Origin of the sequence: Actinopolymorpha sp. B9G3, from assembly GCF_040120725.1 — a bacterium.
Lineage (GTDB): Bacteria > Actinomycetota > Actinomycetes > Propionibacteriales > Actinopolymorphaceae > Thermasporomyces.
On sequence record NZ_JBEEAB010000011.1, the window covers coordinates 55,520 to 74,444 of the forward strand.

The 18,925-nt window shown below is 69.4% G+C and carries 15 protein-coding genes; 6 read left to right on the forward strand and 9 right to left on the reverse strand.

Features of this window, described 5'->3' with window-relative positions; translation table 11 throughout:
* Positions 1 to 129 precede the first annotated feature (129 nt).
* Complete coding sequence (locus ABNF93_RS19675; protein ID WP_349329556.1) at positions 130 to 1,800, reverse strand: beta-N-acetylhexosaminidase; 1,671 nt, start codon at positions 1,798 to 1,800, stop codon at positions 130 to 132.
* A 102-nt stretch (positions 1,801 to 1,902) separates the two neighbouring features.
* Between ABNF93_RS19675 and ABNF93_RS19680 the strand changes: the two genes are divergently transcribed.
* Positions 1,903 to 4,434: a Tex family protein gene (locus ABNF93_RS19680; protein WP_349329557.1), complete on the forward strand. Its 2,532-nt coding sequence runs from the start codon at positions 1,903 to 1,905 to the stop codon at positions 4,432 to 4,434.
* 34 nt (positions 4,435 to 4,468) lie between these two features.
* On the opposite strand, the gene ABNF93_RS19685 is transcribed toward ABNF93_RS19680, so the two are convergent.
* The 7 genes from ABNF93_RS19685 to ABNF93_RS19715 form a co-directional block, all read right to left on the reverse strand.
* Positions 4,469 to 6,574 carry a prolyl oligopeptidase family serine peptidase gene (locus tag ABNF93_RS19685; protein WP_349329558.1) on the reverse strand — a complete coding sequence of 702 codons (2,106 nt, stop codon included), beginning with the start codon at positions 6,572 to 6,574 and terminating at the stop codon, positions 4,469 to 4,471.
* Positions 6,575 to 6,654: 80 nt separating this feature from the next.
* Positions 6,655 to 7,683 (reverse strand): aspartate-semialdehyde dehydrogenase, encoded by a 1,029-nt coding sequence (locus ABNF93_RS19690; RefSeq protein WP_349329559.1) that lies wholly within the window; start codon positions 7,681 to 7,683, stop codon positions 6,655 to 6,657.
* Between the two features lie 64 nt (positions 7,684 to 7,747).
* Positions 7,748 to 8,326, reverse strand: coding sequence for a hypothetical protein (locus ABNF93_RS19695; protein ID WP_349329560.1), 579 nt, complete (start codon positions 8,324 to 8,326; stop codon positions 7,748 to 7,750).
* A complete protein-coding gene (locus ABNF93_RS19700; RefSeq protein WP_349329561.1) occupies positions 8,323 to 9,705 on the reverse strand; it encodes a DUF58 domain-containing protein in 1,383 nt (460 codons plus the stop codon). The genes ABNF93_RS19695 and ABNF93_RS19700 overlap by 4 nt, the downstream gene beginning before the upstream one ends.
* The gene (locus tag ABNF93_RS19705; RefSeq protein WP_349329562.1) at positions 9,702 to 10,763 is read right to left on the reverse strand and encodes an AAA family ATPase; all 1,062 of its coding nucleotides are present in this window, start codon (positions 10,761 to 10,763) and stop codon (positions 9,702 to 9,704) included. The genes ABNF93_RS19700 and ABNF93_RS19705 overlap by 4 nt, the downstream gene beginning before the upstream one ends.
* The gene (locus tag ABNF93_RS19710; RefSeq protein ID WP_349329563.1) at positions 10,745 to 11,284 is read right to left on the reverse strand and encodes a hypothetical protein; all 540 of its coding nucleotides are present in this window, start codon (positions 11,282 to 11,284) and stop codon (positions 10,745 to 10,747) included. The genes ABNF93_RS19705 and ABNF93_RS19710 overlap by 19 nt, the downstream gene beginning before the upstream one ends.
* Positions 11,281 to 11,997, reverse strand: a complete 717-nt coding sequence (locus ABNF93_RS19715; RefSeq protein ID WP_349329564.1) for a DUF4129 domain-containing protein — start codon at positions 11,995 to 11,997, stop codon at positions 11,281 to 11,283. Before ABNF93_RS19715 ends, ABNF93_RS19710 begins: the two co-directional genes overlap by 4 nt.
* Before the next feature lie 151 nt (positions 11,998 to 12,148).
* Between ABNF93_RS19715 and ABNF93_RS19720 the strand changes: the two genes are divergently transcribed.
* From ABNF93_RS19720 to ABNF93_RS19740, 5 genes are all read left to right on the forward strand, one after another.
* The gene (locus tag ABNF93_RS19720; protein ID WP_349329565.1) at positions 12,149 to 13,132 is read left to right on the forward strand and encodes a carbohydrate kinase family protein; all 984 of its coding nucleotides are present in this window, start codon (positions 12,149 to 12,151) and stop codon (positions 13,130 to 13,132) included.
* Positions 13,133 to 13,566: 434 nt separating this feature from the next.
* Entirely contained in the window at positions 13,567 to 13,725 is a 159-nt protein-coding gene (locus tag ABNF93_RS19725) for a hypothetical protein (RefSeq protein WP_349329566.1), read from the forward strand.
* A 236-nt stretch (positions 13,726 to 13,961) separates the two neighbouring features.
* A complete protein-coding gene (locus tag ABNF93_RS19730) occupies positions 13,962 to 14,831 on the forward strand; it encodes an SDR family NAD(P)-dependent oxidoreductase (RefSeq protein WP_349329567.1) in 870 nt (289 codons plus the stop codon).
* Positions 14,832 to 15,256: 425 nt separating this feature from the next.
* On the forward strand, positions 15,257 to 16,330 hold the full coding sequence (locus ABNF93_RS19735) for a Gfo/Idh/MocA family protein (protein ID WP_349329568.1): 1,074 nt from the start codon (positions 15,257 to 15,259) through the stop codon (positions 16,328 to 16,330).
* A gap of 85 nt (positions 16,331 to 16,415) precedes the next feature.
* On the forward strand, positions 16,416 to 17,312 hold the full coding sequence (locus ABNF93_RS19740) for a DUF6807 domain-containing protein (RefSeq protein ID WP_349329569.1): 897 nt from the start codon (positions 16,416 to 16,418) through the stop codon (positions 17,310 to 17,312).
* A 153-nt stretch (positions 17,313 to 17,465) separates the two neighbouring features.
* Here the strand turns inward: ABNF93_RS19740 and ABNF93_RS19745 are convergent, their stop codons facing one another.
* Positions 17,466 to 18,653 carry a lytic transglycosylase domain-containing protein gene (locus ABNF93_RS19745; RefSeq protein WP_349329570.1) on the reverse strand — a complete coding sequence of 396 codons (1,188 nt, stop codon included), beginning with the start codon at positions 18,651 to 18,653 and terminating at the stop codon, positions 17,466 to 17,468.
* Positions 18,654 to 18,925 lie beyond the last annotated feature (272 nt).

The following is an 18,925-nucleotide window of genomic DNA, read 5'->3' on the forward strand; positions in this document are numbered from 1 at the left end:
CCGAGACCATGAGCACCCGCATCGGTCGAGAGTACGCGGTCCGCTCGGTACGCCCTGCCTACCCGGCCGGCGCGGGGCGTGCGGACGAGCAGCGAGACCGCGGGCGTGCGGGTGGTTGCTGGCGGCCGGTCAGTCGACCATCTGCGGCTGGTTGGGACGGTTGAAGCGACCGGTTCCGCCCTGCTGCCACGGGAGCGGCCCGGAAAGCGGGCGGTAGTTCACACCCAGCGCGTCGAGCCGGTGCAGGTGATCGTCGAGCCGCTCCAGGAACTCTTCGTACGGCCGGTCACGGCGCGACCGCCACACCGCCTCGGCGAAAGCACATGCCCGCGGAAAGGCCATGTACTCCACCTGTGGCCCGGCGGGTAGGAATCCGGTCCAGAGCTGGACCTGCGCTCCGAGCACGTGGGAGGCCTCGGTATCGGACAGCGCTGCCGGGACGGGTTCGTAGGCGTACACCGCCTCGAGGGGAACGTGGCCGCCGATCGCCAGCGGTTCATCAGGACTCTCGGACTGGTAGTAGTCGAGGTAGGTCGGCGAGGTCGGCGCCATTACCACGTCATGACCGGCCCGGGCGGCCGTGATGCCACCCTCCTCACCGCGCCACGACATCACGGTCGCCCCAGGTGCGAGACCACCTTCTCCGATCTCGTCCCAGCCGACCAGCCGCCGACCTCTGGCGGTCAGCCACGAGTCCATCTGGGTGATGAACCAACTCTGCAACTCGTCCTCGTTCGCGAGTCCGAGCTCGCGCATCCGCAGCTGTGCGCGTGGGCTGTTCCGCCACGGTTCCTTGGGGCATTCGTCGCCACCGATGTGGATGAACGTACTGGGAAAGATCTCCAGCACTTCTTCCAGGACGTTCTGGAAGAACTCCAGCGTGCCGTCCTCCACATTGAGTACGTCATCGTGATCGGGCGGGATCGACGACCGTGGCGGCGCGTCGGGGTGGTGGCCGAGCTCCGGATAAGCCGTGATCGCCGCGCCCGTGTGCGCCGGCATCTCGATCTCGGGTACGACGGTGATGAAGCGCTGCCCTGCGTACGCGACGATCTCGGCCAGATCGGCCTGGGTGTAGAAGCCGCCGTGGGGAGTTCCGTCACCCCGCTCCTCCCACCACCAGCGGGTCTCCTCCCGCCACGCGCCGGCCTGCGTCAACCGCGGATAGCGTTTCGACTCGACCCGCCATCCGTCGTCGTCGGTGAGGTGGAGCTGGAGAACATTCAGTTTGTGCAACGCCAGCAGGTCGATCAACCTGCAGAGAAAGTCCTTGGGCATGAAGTACCGCGCGACGTCGAGCAGGCAGCCACGCCAGCTGTGGGCCGGCCGATCCTCGATCCGGCAGCAGGGAACCGACCATGCCGGCCTTGACGCGTGGGCGGCCCGGTAGACCTCGGGCGGCAGGAGTTGCTTCAGGGTCTGGATCGCGTAGAAGACCCCCGCCGACGCGCCGCCGCGGACCCGCACCAGATCTGGTGTCACGTCGAGGTGGTAGCCCTCCGCGGGAAGCGCGGTGTCGATCTCGAGGATCATCCGCCGTGGCACACCGCCACCACCGGCAGTCCCGGACCCCGCACCACCTGCCGCCGCCCAGCGCGGACCGGATCCCCGGAACTCGCGGGCGAGGATGTCCCGCAGCTCGGGTGGGGCGTCGAGCACCACCTCATCGTCGAGAACGAACGACCCCTCGTCCTCCGCGTACGACATCGGCCAGGGAATCACGACGTCATCTCCTTGAGGTCTGGACTCGATGAAGTACCTCTGCGTCCCCCGCACCATCTCGACCATGCCGGTGCTCATCGGAAAGTACCATCACCAGCGGGATCCTTCGTCGGGCCCGGGAGTGCGGGCGCCCTCCGGGCGGTCCAGAATGAACGGGACCTCGACGCGAAGGCGGATGGTGTGACTGAAGCAGTCCCGGACACGACAGCGCAGACGGCGCAGGCGGCGCAGACAAAGCTGACCGTGCAGGAACGGATCGCCGGCGAGCTCGGCGTACGCGGTGGTCAGGTCAGGGCAGCGATCGAGTTGCTCGACGGTGGAGCGACCGTGCCGTTCATCGCGCGCTACCGCAAGGAGGTGACCGGCGCGCTCGACGACGCACAGCTGCGGACCCTCGAGGAGCGCCTGCGCTACCTGCGCGAGTTGGAGGAACGCCGCGCCGCGATTCTCGAGTCGATCCGTACGCAAGGCAAGCTTGACGACGCGCTCGAGGCGCAGATCATGGGGGCCGACACCAAGGCCCGTCTGGAGGACATCTACCTTCCGTACAAGCCGAAACGGCGGACGAAGGCGCAGATCGCCCGCGAAGCCGGCCTCGAGCCGCTGGCCGACACGCTGCTCGCCGACCCGACCCGCGACCCGCACCAGGAGGCGGCGGCGTTCGTCGACGCCGACCAGGGCGTTGCCGACGTCGCCGCGGCTCTCGACGGCGCTCGCGCGATCCTGATCGAACGGTTCGGGGAGGACGCCGACCTGATCGGTGAGCTGCGCGAACTCGTCTGGTCGCGCGGCCGGCTCGTTTCACGCGTCCGCGACGGAAAGGAGGAGGCCGGTGCGAAGTTCGCCGACTACTTCGACTTCGCCGAGGCACTGAGTGCCCTGCCGTCGCACCGGATCCTTGCGGTGTTCCGCGGCGAGAAGGAGGAGGTTCTCGACGTTGCCCTCGACGCCGGAGACCCCGCCGACGCCGACGCTCCAGTCGACGCAGAACGCCGGATCGCCGACCGCCACGGCCTCTCCGACTCCCTCGCCGCGGTAGCGGACCCCAGCGCCCAACGGACGGTCCGTCCAGGTGACCGGTGGCTGGCCGACACGGTGCGGTGGGCGTGGCGTACGCGGATCTTCGTCCACCTCACCATCGATCTGCGGATGCGGCTGCGTCAGGTCGCCGAGGACGAGGCCGTCCGGGTCTTCGCCGCCAACCTGCGCGACCTGCTGCTCGCCGCACCCGCCGGCACCCGGGTGACGATGGGTCTCGACCCCGGATTCCGTACCGGCGTCAAGGTCGCGGTCGTCGACGCCACGGGCAAGGTGGTCGCGACGGACACCATCTATCCGCACGTGCCCCAGCGGCGTTGGGACGAGTCGATCGCCACGCTCGCCCGGCTAGCCGCCCAGCACAAGGTCGACCTCATCGCGATCGGCAACGGCACCGCCTCGCGTGAGACCGACAAGCTCGCCGCCGACCTGATCAGGAGACATCCCGACCTGAGCCTCACCAAGATCGTCGTTTCCGAGGCCGGTGCGTCGGTGTATTCGGCCTCGGCGTACGCCTCGAAGGAGCTGCCCGGCCTCGATGTCTCCCTGCGCGGTGCGGTCTCCATCGCCCGACGGCTGCAGGACCCGCTCGCGGAGCTGGTGAAGATCGATCCGAAGTCGATCGGCGTCGGGCAGTACCAACACGACCTCGCCGAGGCCAAGCTCTCCCGGTCCCTCGACGCGGTCGTGGAGGACTGCGTCAACGCGGTTGGCGTCGACGTCAACACCGCCTCCGCGCCCTTGCTGACAAGGGTTTCCGGCATCACCGAGACACTTGCCGGCAACATCGTGGCGCACCGGGACGACAAGGGACCGTTCCGGTCGCGACGCGCGCTGACGCAGGTGCCCAGGCTCGGACCGAAGGCGTTCGAACAGTGCGCGGGGTTCCTCCGCATTCCCGACGGTGACGACCCGCTCGACGCCTCCAGTGTGCACCCAGAGGCCTATCCGGTCGTACGCCGAATCCTGAAGGCGACGGGCGGCAACCTCCGCGAGCTGATCGGCAACACCGCGGTCCTACGCCAGATCCGGCCGACGGAGTACGTCGACGACACGTTCGGCCTGCCGACGGTTGCCGACATCCTTGCGGAGTTGGAGAAACCGGGCCGCGACCCGCGTCCGGCGTTCACGACCGCGACGTTCGCCGACGGTGTGGAGGAGATCGCCGACCTCCAGCGTGGCATGGTCCTCGAAGGGGTCGTCACCAATGTGGCGGCCTTCGGTGCGTTCGTGGATGTCGGTGTGCACCAGGACGGGCTCGTGCACGTGTCGGCGATGGCGAAGACCTTCGTCAGTGACCCGCGCGAGGTCGTGAAGTCCGGCGATGTCGTTCGGGTCAAGGTGATGGACGTCGACATTCCCCGCAAACGCATCTCCCTCAGCCTGCGCCTCGACGACGAGCCGGAGGGTACGACCGCACCGGACCGGAAGCCCGACGAACGACGGAGTCCCGGCGGCGGGGGCAAGCCGGGCGGGCGGGGCAAGCCGGGCGGGCGGGGCAAGCCGGGCGGGCGCGGCAAGCCTGGACCACGCACGGGCGGTGCACCGCGCCATGGGAACCGCCGCCAGGGCGCGGCCGGCGGTGGCCGACCGGAGAACGACGCCATGGCCGACGCACTCCGGCGCGCAGGCCTGCTCGGCGACGGCAACCGTGACAAGTCAGGCGGCAGCTGACGCGGGCGGGGCGCTTCGTTTCCACCGGCACGGCTCAGCGCGTGAGGTTTCTCCACAGGAACTCGAGTGCCAGCGCGTTCTTGAACGCCAGTTGCTCGTTGTCGGCGGCAGCGCCGTGCCCACCTTCGATGTTCTCGTAGTAGGCAACGTCGTAGCCGAGCTCACGCATCCGCGCGACCATCTTGCGGGCATGGCCCGGATGCACCCGGTCATCTCTGGTCGACGTCGCGAAAAGCACCGGCGGATAAGGGCGATCCGCGGCAACCTGGTGGTACGGCGAGTACTTCCGCAGGAATTCCCAGTCCGATTCCTCGTCCGGGTCACCGAACTCCGCCATCCACGACGCGCCCGCGAGCATCACGTGGTAGCGCTTCATGTCCAGCAACGGCACCTGGCACACGATTGCTCCGAAGAGCTCCGGATAGCGGGTGAGCATCACGCCCATGAGCAGGCCGCCATTGCTGCCGCCCTGGATGCCGAGCCTGGATGGCGAGGTGATGCCGCGGCTGGTCAGGTCGCTCGCCACAGCGGCGAAGTCTTCGTACGCCCTCACCCGGTTCTCACGCAGTGCCGAACGGTGCCATTCCGGTCCGTACTCTCCACCGCCACGGATGTTGGCCACGACGTAGGTACCACCGCGCGCCAGCCAGCCGCGGCCGATCACGCCGCTGTAGCTTGGCGTCAACGCGATCTCGAATCCGCCGTAACCGGTGAGCAGGGTCGGCCCGGAATCGTCCGCACCTGCAGGGCTGACGACGAAGTACGGGATCTTCGTGCCGTCGGCGGAGGTCGCGAAAAGCTGCCGGACCGAGAGGCCTGAGGCGTCGAAGAACGACGGTGCCTGCTTGAGCACCTCGATCGACCCGCCGATCTGGCCGTAGCGCAGCGTCGAGGGCTCGGTGAAGCCACTCGAATTGAGGAAGTACTCGTCACTGTGGTCAGGATCGGTGCCGACGATCTCGGTGTTACCGATCTCGGGAACTCCCGGAAGCGGCGCTCGCTGCCACCCACCGGCGCCCGGCGTCAACACCTCCAGCCGACTCTTCACATCCGCCAACGTGCCCAGGATGAGATGGTGGCGCGTCCACGCGAAATAGCTCAACGACGTGTGGGGATCGGGTTCGAACAACACCGTCAGGTCCCGCTCACCCGCCATGTAGGCCTCGAAAGGCGCCGCCAACAAGGCACCCGCGGGATACGTGGTGACGCCGACCGTCCACGGCGTGCGGGTGCGGATGAGCATCCATTCCCGATGCACCGAGACGTCGACGTCATGCGGGACGTCGATCTTGACAAGACCCTCTGCCCCGGTGACGTCGGCGGACACCCGCAGGTATTTCTCACTCGAGTAGAAGTCGATGGCGCGACGTACGAAGTCACGCTCGAAACCCTCGGTGTGATCGTGGAACGCCGACACCGACACGTCGTCCGGCTTGCCCTCGAAGACCGTCACCGCCTCCGACAACGGAGTCCCGCGCCGCCATTCCTTCACAATGCGCGGGTATCCGGACGACGTGAGTGAACCTGGTCCGAAGTCGGTGCCGACATAGACCCGGTTCTCGTCGATCCATCCCACGAAGCTCTTCGCCTCGGGGAGGGAGAAGCCGTCCTCGACAAAGGACAACGTCTCCAGGTCGAACTCGCGCAACACCGTCGCGTCGGCACCACCGCGGGACAGCGGAACCAGGCAGCGCCGGTACTCCGGCCGCAACACCGCGGCCCCACGCCACACCCAGTTCTCCGACTCCTCCGCACCGAGGGCGTCGACGTCGAGCAGAACCTCCCAGTCCGGCTCGTCGGCCCGGTAGCTCTCGAGCGTCGTCCGCCGCCACAGTCCACGCGGGTGCTCGGCGTCCTGCCAGAAGTTGTAGAGGTGATCACCGCGCCTGTGTACGTAAGGAATACGCTCGTCGGAGTCGAGCACCTCACGGGCCTCACCGCGTACCTGCTCGAACCGCTCACCCCGGGCGAGGACGGACAGGGTTTCGTCGTTGCGTTCGCGGACCCAGGAGAGCGCGGGCTCGCCGGAGACCTCCTCGAGCCAGAGGTACGGATCGTCGCCGTCGCCCGAGTCGGCCGGCACCGCGCCCGCCCATGTGCCGTCGGCGGGTGTCGTGCCGACCGGTGTGGTCTCGTCCATGCCCGCCATTGTGACGCACCCGTGCGAGGGGAGCGGGGCCCGCTCACCCACCCTCGACCGGGGAGGGCACGAGGGCCGGGTCAGCTGACGCGGCGCGCGGCCAGCAGCTCGGCGATCTGGACCGCGTTGAGCGCCGCGCCCTTGCGGAGGTTGTCGCCCGACACGAACAACGCCAGACCGTGTGCGACACCGGGATCCCTGCGCACCCGCCCGACATAGGACGGGTCCTTGCCGGCGGCCAGCAGCGGCGTCGGCAGGTCGGTCACCTCGACCCCGGGAGCGTCGGCGAGAAGCTCGACGGCACGCTCCGGCGAGAGCTCACGGTCGAACTCGGCGTTGATCGACAACGAGTGCCCGGTGAAGACGGGAACGCGTACGCAGGTGCCCGACACGGCAAGGTCGGGAATCTCGAGGATCTTGCGACTTTCGGTACGGAGCTTCTGCTCCTCGACGGTCTCGAGGGTGCCGTCATCGACCAGCGCGCCAGCCAGTGGGTGCACGTTGTACGCCACAGTGGTCGGGAACACGCTCGGCTCCGGGAACTCCACGGCGTTGCCGTCGAGGGCGAGCGCTGCCGCCGAGTCCCCGGCCTTGGCGAGCTGCTCGTCCAGCTCACGGACACCGGCGCCACCGGAGCCCGAGACGGCCTGGTAAGTGCTGACCACGAGTCGCCGCAGGCCGGCCTCGCGGTGCAGTGGTGCGAGAACCGGCATCGCGGCCATCGTCGTGCAGTTCGGGTTGGCGACGATCCCCTTCGGGATCGAGTCGAGGGCGTGCGGATTGACCTCGGACACCACGAGAGGCACCTCGGGATGCATCCGCCAGGCCGAGGAATTGTCGATCACCACGGCACCCGCGGCGGCCATCCGCGGCGCGACCGTGCGGGACGTGCCGGCGCCCGCCGAGAACAGCGCCAGGTCGAGGCCGGCGAAGTCGGCAGTCTCGGCGTCTTCGACGGGTATGTCTGTGCCCTGCCACGGCAGGGTGCGTCCCACCGACCTCGCCGAGGCGAAGAACCTGACCTGTTCGGCCGGGAACGCCCGATCCGTCAACAACTGCCGCATGACCGCGCCGACCTGGCCGGTGGCGCCGACTACTCCGATCCGCATGAGCGCAAGGCTACGAGACGCCGCCCGCGCGGGGCGACCTGATTCCGCCGCAGGCCCGGCCCTCTCATCGGTCGCGGACGGCATACGCAAGCAGTCCCGCCACGAGGATCGCCAGCAGGACGCCCAGCGCGGGAACCACCACCGTCGAGACGTCGCCCACCCGCGCGCCGAGCGGCACCGCCACCGCGGCAATGAGCGCCGTCACACCGAGCACCGCGCCGGTACGTACGAGCCATCGGCGTACGACGCCAGGAAGGAACCGGACGTTCAGCGCCACCGCCGCGGCGAACCCGCTCGCGCTGTGGTGCACATAGAGCGCCGCCGCCAGCGCCAGCACCGGGAGGAACGCCACCCGAGCCTCGGACGTGGCCGTCCCCGCCACCCACCCGCCCACCGCCAGAAGCTCCAGCGCCAGCACCGGCCACCGCCCGGGCAGCACCACCGTCACAAGCGGTACGACGACGGCCACGACGACGACCAGCGCAGGCGCGAGGCTGTAGGCACGCCCGGGCATGGCGAGCAGCAGGGCACCGGCACCGGCGACCCACCCGAGCAGCCGCAGCGCCAGCCCGCCGAGCGTCACCCGCCGGGTGGCCCCGACACCGGCCGCCACCGAGTCGCGTACCTGCGTGACGATGGTCATCGGGGCGCCGCCGCGATCCGCGAGACGTCCCGCAGGACCTGGTCGAGGCTGCCGGCCCCTGCCCAGGTCACCGTGGGGACGCCGTGCTCGAGGAGTTGGGCGAGGGTGTTCTGGCGTTCGAGCCGCCACATCCGGAACGCGGCGTCGGACCACGGACCGGGCCGCCCCGCCGCCGGTCGTGCGTACGACGGAAGGGTGTCGACCGCGACCACCGACCGCCCGCTCCGTGCCAGCCGAGCCACGGCCGCGACGCTGCGCCGGTCGAGGAACGGGGTGAGCACGATGAGCAGTGCCGCGGTCGGGAGTACGTGCCGGCGGAAGATCCCCTCGGTGGGGTCGTGCGGCCCCTCGCCGGACTGGACGCCGAGCAACCATTCCAGCGCCATCAGGTAGTGCCGGCGTCCGGTGCCCGCGCGCAGCGCCCGGTTGCGTCCGCCGTACTCGAGGAATCGCACCCGGTCGCCACGGCCGACGTAGTGCTGGGCGATCCCGGCGGCGGCGCGGACGGTGGTGTCGATCACGCTGGCGGTTCCGTCCACGCCCGCGTTCATGGCGCCACCAGTGGACCTCTGCCTGCTGACCCCCGCCGAGGACCCGCCCGCCTCATGGAGCACGTCGAGGACCAGCACCAGCTCGGCGTCGCGGTCGGAGAGGGTCTGCGCGACGTGGAGTTCGCGGGTACGCAGCGAGGCGCGCCAGTCGATCCGCCGGAGCCGGTCGCCCGGTGCGAAGCGTCGGATGCCAGCCAGCTCGCCGCCGTCTCCGTACCGGCGGGACCGGTGGGCGCCCACCAGGCCGGCGGCGTTCGGCATCGCGTCGTCGGCATCGAACGGATCGGTCCGCGGGAACACCTTCAGCGCCAACGCCGGCGATGTCGTCGAACGGCTCACGAGCAGCCCGTCGCCGCTGACTGCCTGGACCTGCACGGGCGCGAACGTGTGCCTCCCCCACCGCGCGACCTCACCTCGCACGGTGACCTTGGCGCGTCGCTCACCTCCGACGGTCACCGCGAGTGGCCGGCCGGCGTCGTGATCGGCCAGCCAGGCCGTGACCTCGCGTCGGATGACCACCAGGTCGTACGCCGACTCGTCGTCGTTGCCGATCCCGATGTCGATGCCGAGCGCGTTGCCCTCGACGACGTGCGCCTGCCTGGTCGCGAGCGCCGGCTGAGGCGGTCGCCGGGGCCGGTAGCGGAGGGCCACCGCCGTGCCGAGCCCGAACGGTGCCGCCAGGACGGCCAGGTCCGCGCGGCCGGTGACGACCGCGGCCACGAGGAGGACCAGCGTCAGGACCACGGCCCGCCCCAGTGCTGGTGTCGGCGTCCAGTCGGGTGGCCCGGACACCGTAGGCGGGGAGGGCGTGCCTCCGGTCGTGGTCATCGTTGCGACGCCGTGCCCTTGGCGGCACCCGCACTCTCGGCGGGCGCGCCGTCCTGGGCGGCAGCATCGTCCTGGGCGGAGTACGTCGGAAGCGCACCGCTCGCCGGCGCCGCCACCGCCGCGACGGCGTCCTGCACGACGCGTTCGGGCTCGATCCGTTGCAGCCACATCTCCGGGCGCAGCGTGATCCGGTGCGCCAGTGCGGGAGCCGCAAGCTCCTTGATGTCTTCGGGTACGACGAACGAACGCCCGTCCAGCACGGCCTTCGCCCGGGCCAGCAGCAGCAACGCGAGCGATCCACGCGGCGAGGCGCCGACCAGCACGCGCTCGTCGGCGCGGGTCGCCCGGACGATCTCGATCAGATAGTGGTTCAGCGAGTCCTCGACCACGACGTCTTCCAGCGCGGCCTGCATGGCGAGCAGCGTGGGGCCGTCGACCACGGGTGGGACGACCGCCTCCTCACGCCGGCGGGCCATCCGGCGGCGCAGCACGTCGAACTCCTCGCCTGCGTCGGGATAGCCGAACGACACCCGCAGCAGGAACCTGTCCAGCTGTGCCTCCGGCAGCGGGTAGGTCCCTTCGTACTCGATCGGGTTGGCGGTCGCGAGGACGTGGAACGGCGACGGTAGCGGATAGGTCGTGCCCTCGACCGACACCTGCTTCTCCTGCATCGCCTCGAGCAGTGCCGCCTGCGTCTTCGGTGGGGTCCGGTTGACCTCGTCCGCCAGCAGCAGGTTGGTGAAGACCGGCCCCTGGCGGAACGTGAAGTCGTGGCTGCGTTGGTCGTAGAGCAGCGACCCGGTTACGTCCGCCGGCAGCAGGTCGGGTGTGAACTGGATCCGCCGGAACTCCACGCCCAACGCCTGCGCCAGCGACCGCGCGGTCAACGTCTTGCCGAGCCCGGGTAGGTCCTCCAGCAGGATGTGGCCACCGGCCAGGACGCCGCCGAGGACGAGCGCCAGCGCGTCGCGCTTGCCGACCATCACCTCGCCCACCGCGTCCAGGACCTGGTGACACTTCTGGCTGACCTCCGGAATCGTCAGTGCTGTCGCAGCCACAGGTCCTCCATCTCCTTCACGATGAGCGTCAACTCGGCGGGCGACGGTGCCCGGGCGCGCTGCCCCACACTTCCGGTCTCCAGGAACTCCCACAGCCGCGGGCCCAGGAGCTCCTGCGCGCGCTCGGGATCGCGGGCGCGGCTGATGCCTTGGGCGGTGCGCAGGCGCTCGTCGACGACCGCGGTGATCTTCGGCAGGACGACCCTCGTGAAGTACGCGGGATCGCCGTGGATCAGCTCGAACCGATCCTCCCACCGGCGTACCTCCGCGAATGGCCGGTCGAGGACGCCGTACGCCCGGACCTCGGTGTCCTCCCGGATCGGCGACTCCAGCACCGGTGGGGTGGCGACGGCGGCCGCGACCTGGCGGCCGGCGACGACCGCGAGGACGACGACGAAATAGAGGAGGTACGGGATCTTCCAGCCGAACACCGCCCCGCTCGCGGCGTAGAGGATCCCCGCGACAGCGGCCGAAAGGGCGACCGCCACCAGTGCCTGGCGGACGGTTCGGCGGGGCGTCACGACGTGACCGCCGGGCGGCTGAGTTCGGTCCGGAGCCGGGTCAGGGTGGCCCGTGCCGTGTCGCGCATCGTCTCGTCGACGACGTCTGGTGCGTACCGTGCCTGCCGGTAGAGCTCGGCCAGCACGCGCAGCGGTTCCGGACTGACCTCGTGGGCGGTGAGTACCCGCCCTACCAGGTCGGCGGGGGTGTCGTGCGGCTCGCGTTCGGTTCCGGCAGCGGCGGCGGCTGCCTCCAGACGTAGCCAGCAGCCGATCACCGCGCGGCGCGGGTCGGCGGAGTCGTCGGCCAACTCCTCGATGCCCGCGGCCACGGCGGCGTGCAGCTCTTCGGCCGCCGGCACGGGTTCGGACACCGTTTCCAGGACCGGACGCGGCCGCCGTGGACCGATCTTGATGCGTACGTACCGGCGGAACAGGTACACGACGCCTGCCAGCAGCGCGACGGTGACGAGCGCGAGCACGACCAGCAGGATGGTGCCCACCCAGGCGGGTACGTCGGCGGCCGCGGGTGCCCCCGTCGGGCTGGCGCTCGACGAGATCTCGGGTGCGGGCGGTGGTGGCGGTGGGGCCGCCGGCGTGCCGGCCGTGCGCGCCGGGGTCGGCAGGCGGGTGGCGCTCGGTCCGGAGACGAGGGCGATCGTCGTGATCAGCGCGAGGAGCCCGAAGACGGCGACGACAGGACCCGCCCGTCGTAGCGTCCGGTCGACCTCCATCACCCCGACACCCTAAGACCTCAGGGACTCTCCTGGTGATCATGATCGTGACCATGAACGTGCTGGGGCACCACGCTGCTATGAATGTCGTCGCGGCACCACCAAGGCGGCGGGGTCCGTACACATCGGCTTGGCTGGGAGGACACGACCCGTGATCACAGTCATCGGCGAGGCGTTGATCGACCTCGTAGGCGACGGCGCAGTGTTCCAGGCGACGCCGGGCGGCAGTCCGGCCAACGTCGCCGTCGGGCTCGCCCGGCTCGACCAACCCTGCGACTTCCTCTGCCGGATCTCCGGCGACTCGTTCGGCGCCCGCCTTCGCGAGCATCTGCGCACCAACGGCGTTTCGCTCCGCCATGCCGTACCCGCCACCGAGCCGACGACCCTCGCCATCGCGACTCTCGACCCGAGCGGGTCGGCGGCGTACGAGTTCTACGTCGAGGGCACGGCCGACTGGCAGTGGACGACCACCGAGCTGCCGTCCCCTCTGCCCCAGGACGTGGTAGCCCTCCACACCGGCTCTCTCGCCCTGGCCATCGATCCGGGCGCGGCCGTGCTCGAGGAGTACCTCCGCCGTGAACGTGAACGCGGTGCCGTCACGATCAGTCTCGACCCCAACGTACGACCGCGGTTGGCGCCTGACCGGGACGCCTCACGGCAACGGATCGAGCGGCAGGTGTCGTACGCCCATGTCGTCAAGGCCAGCGCGGAAGACCTCGGATGGCTCTATCCGGGTGAGCCGGTGGTCGATGTGGTCCGCCACTGGTGCGGCCTCGGACCGTCGCTCGTCGTCCTGACCCTGGGCGCCGAGGGTGCCCTCGCGCTGGCTGCGGGAGGCGAGCTGGTGGAGGTATCTGCCCCTCGCGTCCAGGTCGTCGACACGGTGGGGGCGGGCGACGCGTTCAGCGCCGCGCTACTCAGCGGGCTCGCCGACCGCGACCTGCTGTCGCGTCTGCGCACGGCTCAGGTCCGTACGCTCCAACCAGGGCCGGACGACTCAGCTGTGCGTGGCGCCCTTCCCGACGTGCTCCGCCGGGCCTGTACCGCGGCGGCACTGACCTGTACCCGGCCGGGGGCCGACCCGCCGATGGCCAGCGAACTGGCCAACGCGACAAATAACGCCAGCGACACATGACGCCGCATGAGGATGCGAGCGGGTCGAGACCTGGCACATGGTCGCGCGACATACGTACGTCGAGAATTACTGTCTAACAGTAATTGTTCATATGCATTACGTAACTTGGGTGTGTCTATGTTTTACCGCCTGCGCGCAGCCGTTTGATCCGGCCGGGTTTGCTGGCCAGGCACGAAATTGGCTGACTGGACGCGAAAAACGTTTCGTTCCGCTACATTTTCACAACTCGCTGCACAATCGGGCTGATCGCTGGCATCCTGGATCGCACATCACGAACACATTGGACGTGCTCCGCCCTTCGGGCAGAGCTCATATTCCACAACGTGCGATGTCCTTTGATCGTCCGGCGTGTGCCGGGATCTCGGGCCGCAGAGCGGCGTACGAACTGTGGGGATTTCATCACCCGAACGATGGCCGGCGATCGGGGAGAGGCCATGGACTGGAAGATTCTTGTGGCGATCTTCGCCGCCGGAGCCATCAGCATCATGATCATTTCAATGATCGTCGGATCGGTGAGAAGCACCAGGGGCGGACTCGACTGGGACCACACCACCGACCGCGCGTTCCATCCCTGGGACGACGACGACCACTGAGATTTTGGTGCCCTCGAGAGGTCATCGCGGGCGACGCGGGCTCGGCGTACCCGGCCACCGCTCCCACCCGATCGTCAGCAGCCGATGATCTCCCGCCACGGCCGTTGCCAGCTCGCGTCGGCGGACACCGGAAGCCGGCCGGGTCCGGTCGAGCTCGTCCGCACCCCGCCCGTTCGGGCGCGTTCTCCGGTACGCATCGCCTACTGTCGCTCGGTAGCCGCGCGGAAGGGGTACCCATGGGCGAGCTCAACGGCAAGGTCGCGCTCGTCGCTGGAGGCGGGTCCGGCATCGGCAGGGCCGTCGTCGAACGCCTGGTCGCCGGGGGCGCCACGGTGGTCTTCTGCGGGAACGTCGCAGACCAGGTACGCGCGACCGAGACGGAGGTCCGCGCCGGCGCCGCGGACAGCAGTGCCGGTGGCGCGGGTGCCGGTGGCGCAGGTGCCGGAGGCGCAGGTGCCGGAGGCGGGAAGCCGGCGGTGACCGGAGTCGTCGCCGACGTCACCAGCTCAGCTGACGTAGGCCGGTTCGTCGACGACGCCGCCAACACACACGGCGGGATCGACATCCTGGTCAACTCGGCGGGTATCCAGCGCTACGGCACCGTCGAGGAGACCTCCGAGGAACTCTGGGACGAGGTCCTCGCGGTCAACCTCAAGGCGATGTATCTCACCGCCCGATTCGCCGTCCCGCACCTGCGCGCCCGCGGCGGCGGGTCGATCGTCAACGTCTCGTCGGTCCAGGCGTTCGTCGCGCAGGATCGGGTCGCCGCGTACGCCGCGTCCAAGGCCGGCATCGTCGGGCTCACGACGGCGATGGCGATCGACCACGCGAAGGACAAGATCCGCGTCAACACCGTGTGCCCCGGCTCGGTCGACACGCCGATGCTGCGGTGGGCAGCCGATCTCTACCGCGGTAAACGCAGCGTCGACGAACTGGTCGAGGAGTGGGGCCGCAGCCACCCACTCGGTCGGGTCGCTCGGCCCGCCGAGGTGGCCGAGCTGGTGGCGTTCCTCGCGAGCGACCGGGCGTCGTTCATCACCGGGGCCTCGCACCGGGTCGACGGCGGGCTGCTCTCTGGCGTACCGGTCGTTCTCCCCCAGGGCTGACACCGGACCCACCGCACGACGCGGCCGCTCCGCGAACGGCTCCACCCCGTGATCATGATCGTGATCATGAAGGTTTTCCGGATGCATGGCCCTCTTCAGCTTCAGCGTTCCGTTCACCTTCATGATCACGGGAGTTTGGAAGCCCCATCGTAGGGATCATGAAGTGGATCCGGGCCAGGAAGGGAAACGGGGCTATCAGTCCGCGAATCCTTCACGATCACGATCATGATCACGGGAGGGCGGAGCGTCGGGCGTCGAAAGTTTGCGGTGGGTGTCCGTAGCGGGTCAGCAACGTGACCAAGCGGGCGCCTGCGGGGTAGCGTGAGCGTTCCACTCCGTACGTACAACTCTGCTTCCGCGCGCCGCGTTCACATGCTCACACGCGGAACCCCGGCACACGGAAAGCGCATTCCCCGGGAGGGCCGATGGAACGACTGCGGGCTGCGATCGTCGGAACAGGCGGAATCGCCCGGGCCCACGCACGGGCACTCAAGGCCTACCCGGACCAGGTGGACCTCGTGGCCGCGACCGATGTCGACGCGACGCGGTTGGAGAAGTTCGCCGAGGAGTGGTCGGTCCCGGGGAAGTACCCCAGCCTCGCCGACATGCTCGCGCAGGAGCAGCTTGACATGGTGCACCTGTGCACGCCGCCTGGCGCCCACGCCCCCGACGCGATCCAGGTGCTCGACGCCGGCACGTCGGTCGTCTGCGAGAAGCCGCCGTGCATCTCACTCGCCGAGTTCGACCGGATCGCCGAGGCCGAGAAGAGCAGCGCCGGCCACTTCGTCGGCATCTTCCAGCACCGGTTCGGGACCGCCGCCGAAGCCGCGTACAAGCTCGTCCAGGAGGACCGCCTCGGCCGGCCGCTCGTCGCGGTGTGCAACACGTTGTGGTACCGCGGCGACGCCTACTACGAGGTCGAATGGCGCGGTCGTTGGGACACCGAGGGCGGCGGCCCGACGATGGGTCACGGCATCCACCAGCTCGACCTGCTCGGACACATGCTCGGCGAGTGGTCCGAGATCTCCGCGCACGCGCCGCGGTTGGCCCGCAAGGTCGACACCGAGGACGTGTCTGTCGGCTACATGACGTTCGCCAACGGCGCGGTCGCGACGCTTGTCAACAGCATCTTGTCACCGCGCGAGGAGAGTTACCTCCGGTTCGACTTCGTACGCGGCACACTCGAGGTGAGCCACCTCTACAGCCACGCCGTCGACTCGTGGACCTACACGCCGGTGAAGGGAATGGAGGAGGACCCACCGCCGTGGCCACCGGCAGGGGAGGACGTGCGGAGCTCGCACCAGGCGCAGCTCGGCGAGATCCTCACCAGCCTCCAGGCCGGCAAGCGGCCCGCCACGACCGGTGCCGGGCTCCGGCGTACGGTCGAGATCGTCACCGGAATCTACGCCTCGTCGTTCACCTGCCAGCGGGTGAGCCGAAGCGATCTCACGCCCGACAACCCGTTCTACCACCAGCTCGACGGAAGGTCCCACGCATGAGCGCGAGGAGCCCCCACGCAGGTACGCCGAGGAACGAGGTGTGCCGGAGTGAGGCACCGCAGCGGTCATGCGAAAGGAGACCAGCATGAGCGAGCTGGCCATCGCCGATGTCAACAGCGCCTTGACGGTGACTGCCGACGACGTGGAGCTGTGCCGGTACGTCTACAACTCCGACGTCGCCCAGGTCGAGTCGCCGCGGCCTTACCTGCATCCACTGCGTACGCTCGACGGCAAGCTCGTCTCGCTCTACCGCCCGCACGATCACGTGTGGCACAAGGGGATCTCGCTGGCGCTGCCCAACGTCGGGCCGGAGAACTTCTGGGGCGGGCCGACGTTCGTTCGCGACGAGGGATATGTACGCCTGCCCAACAACGGAGCCCAAGCACACCAGGGATTCGACACGGTCGACGTCGACGGCGGCATCGCGCGCGTCGACGAACGGCTGACGTGGATCACCCAAGGTGGTGAGATCTGGCTGACCGAACTCCGGCAACTGCGCTTCTCGGTCCTGGCCCACACCGACGCATGGGTGCTGTCGTTCACCACCGCGTTGACCAACTGTCGCGGCGAGTCGATCGGGTTCGGTAGTCCAACCACCGAAGGGCGTCCGAACGCCGGCTACGCAGGACTCTTCTGGCGCGGACCGCGATCCTTCAACAAGGGAACGGTTCTCTCCTCCGACGGCCCAGGCGGCCCGGCGATGATGGGTGAGCGGGCGCGCTGGTTGGCCTACGTCGGCAGGCACGACGAGATCGACGCGACGTCGACGGTGGTGTTCCGCGACCAGAACGGCAACGTCTCGCATCCGACCAAGTGGTTCGTCCGCGACGATCCGTACGCCTGCGTGTGCCCGGCCCCGTTCTTCGACGAGGTTCACGACCTGGCCGACGGGGCCACGATGACGTTGCGCTACACGGTCGTGGTCGCGGGCGCCCCCTGGGACGCCAAACAGGTCGAGTCGGTCCTCAGCACGCTGCCGTAACTGGAGTGAGGGCACCCCTCATACAACCGCGGAGCGGATGAGGGGACCCCTGTCACGAACCTGTTGGATGAGGGGCGCCCCCATGCAATACCCGGCTGGAGGAGGGCGCCCCTCATCTCACTGGTCGGGCTGGGCTCACTGGTCGGGCTGGGCTCACTGGTCCGGATGGGCCGCTCCCTCGCCATCGAGGTCGAGGCCGAGGTCGAGCGGCGGGAGTTCCACGCACACCGGCAGCGACTCCACCGGGCACCAGGGCGACGGCGATGGTGTGGGGCCGGGCCTCGGCGTGGGATCCGGTGACGGACCGGGACCCGGATCTTCCGGCTCGGGTTCCCCGGGATCTCCTGGCGCAGGCTCTCCGGGCGCGGGCTCTCCTGGCGCAGGCTCTCCGGGCGCGGGCCCTCCAGGCCCCGGCTCCCCCGGATTCGGTTGCCCGGTCGGCCGAGGCGACGCCGTGGGCTCCGGCGACCGCCGTCCGGGCGACGACGGATCCCCTCCGCCACCGACAGCACGAACCTGGGAGACGTCGGCCGCCGTCGCGGTCGCCCCGCCCTGGCGATAGGCAAGGATCCAGGCGTACACGCTCTGGACGTACGACGTCGAATGGTTGTAACGGTAGAGCGCTTCGCGCAGGTCCCCCGAGCGGCTGAGGTCGCCTTGCCCCACGCACAGGTACAGACCGGAGGCGAGTGCCGCGTCGAAGACGTTGTGCGGGTTCTTCGTCCCGTCGGCGTTGCCGTCGGCGGCGAAATGCTCCCACGAGCTGGGAATGAACTGCATCGGCCCGACCGCGCGGTCCCACTGGGTGTCGCCGTCGAGCCGGCCGCCGTCGGTGTCGGAGATCGCCGCATAGCGCGAGCCGTCGAGCCGCGGACCGAGGATGGGCCGGACGGTGTCACCACGCGAGGTGACGTAGCCACCCCAGGCGTGACCCGACTCGATCTTGCCGATGCCCGCCAGCATCTCCCACGACAGGCCGCAGGCCGGGTCGAGCACCCGAACCCTGGCGGCCGCCCTCCGGTACGCCGACAGCACGGTGGCGGGCACGCCGAGCCGACCGCCGGACGCGGCCGCCACCGGTTCGGCGTCTTCCTTCGTACGGCCGGAGGTGACGGCCGGGCCCGCGACCTTCGGTTCCGGTGATGGCGTCGGACGCGCGCGCTCCGGTCCTGACCGCACCCACCAGCCGAACCGCCACCATTCGGTGGGTACGCCGTCGGGAGCGGGCTCCGCACGCCGGCCGTTGTCGGCGGCCGCGGCCAGGTCGGTCGGATCGGTGGTGAGCAGGAGATACTCCTGATCCACCACGACGGGCAGGACGGACGCCACGATGGCCGCCACTGCCGCGAGACTCCATCGCGCTGTCGCCGATCGCCTCATCGGCACCCCCAAGTCATCCCGATGCCGGTGGTCGCGACGCCTTCGCCACGCCGCGTCGGCACCGCCCTCGGCCCGGTCCACGTCGACCGCCTCAACCGAACGTAGGAAGATCACGTTTCCAGAGCCGACCATATGCGGCTAACAGCTGTAAACGACCATGCACATCTCATTTCGGGCAAGCGTGAGATCGTACGCAACGAGAAGTCGTCGGCGACCATGTCCGATACCCGCTA

Excerpts from the sequence above, each read along its gene's own strand:
- ABNF93_RS19735 (WP_349329568.1), top strand. The coding sequence starts at position 15,257 with ATGGAACGACTGCGGGCTGCGATCGTCGGAACAGGCGGAATCGCCCGG.
- ABNF93_RS19675 (WP_349329556.1), bottom strand. The coding sequence starts at position 1,800 with ATGAGCACCGGCATGGTCGAGATGGTGCGGGGGACGCAGAGGTACTTC.
- ABNF93_RS19715 (WP_349329564.1), bottom strand. The coding sequence starts at position 11,997 with ATGGAGGTCGACCGGACGCTACGACGGGCGGGTCCTGTCGTCGCCGTC.
- ABNF93_RS19690 (WP_349329559.1), bottom strand. The coding sequence starts at position 7,683 with ATGCGGATCGGAGTAGTCGGCGCCACCGGCCAGGTCGGCGCGGTCATG.
- ABNF93_RS19740 (WP_349329569.1), top strand. The coding sequence starts at position 16,416 with ATGAGCGAGCTGGCCATCGCCGATGTCAACAGCGCCTTGACGGTGACT.
- ABNF93_RS19730 (WP_349329567.1), top strand. The coding sequence starts at position 13,962 with ATGGGCGAGCTCAACGGCAAGGTCGCGCTCGTCGCTGGAGGCGGGTCC.
- ABNF93_RS19700 (WP_349329561.1), bottom strand. The coding sequence starts at position 9,705 with ATGACCACGACCGGAGGCACGCCCTCCCCGCCTACGGTGTCCGGGCCA.
- ABNF93_RS19685 (WP_349329558.1), bottom strand. The coding sequence starts at position 6,574 with ATGGACGAGACCACACCGGTCGGCACGACACCCGCCGACGGCACATGG.
- ABNF93_RS19725 (WP_349329566.1), top strand. The coding sequence starts at position 13,567 with ATGGACTGGAAGATTCTTGTGGCGATCTTCGCCGCCGGAGCCATCAGC.
- ABNF93_RS19695 (WP_349329560.1), bottom strand. The coding sequence starts at position 8,326 with ATGACCATCGTCACGCAGGTACGCGACTCGGTGGCGGCCGGTGTCGGG.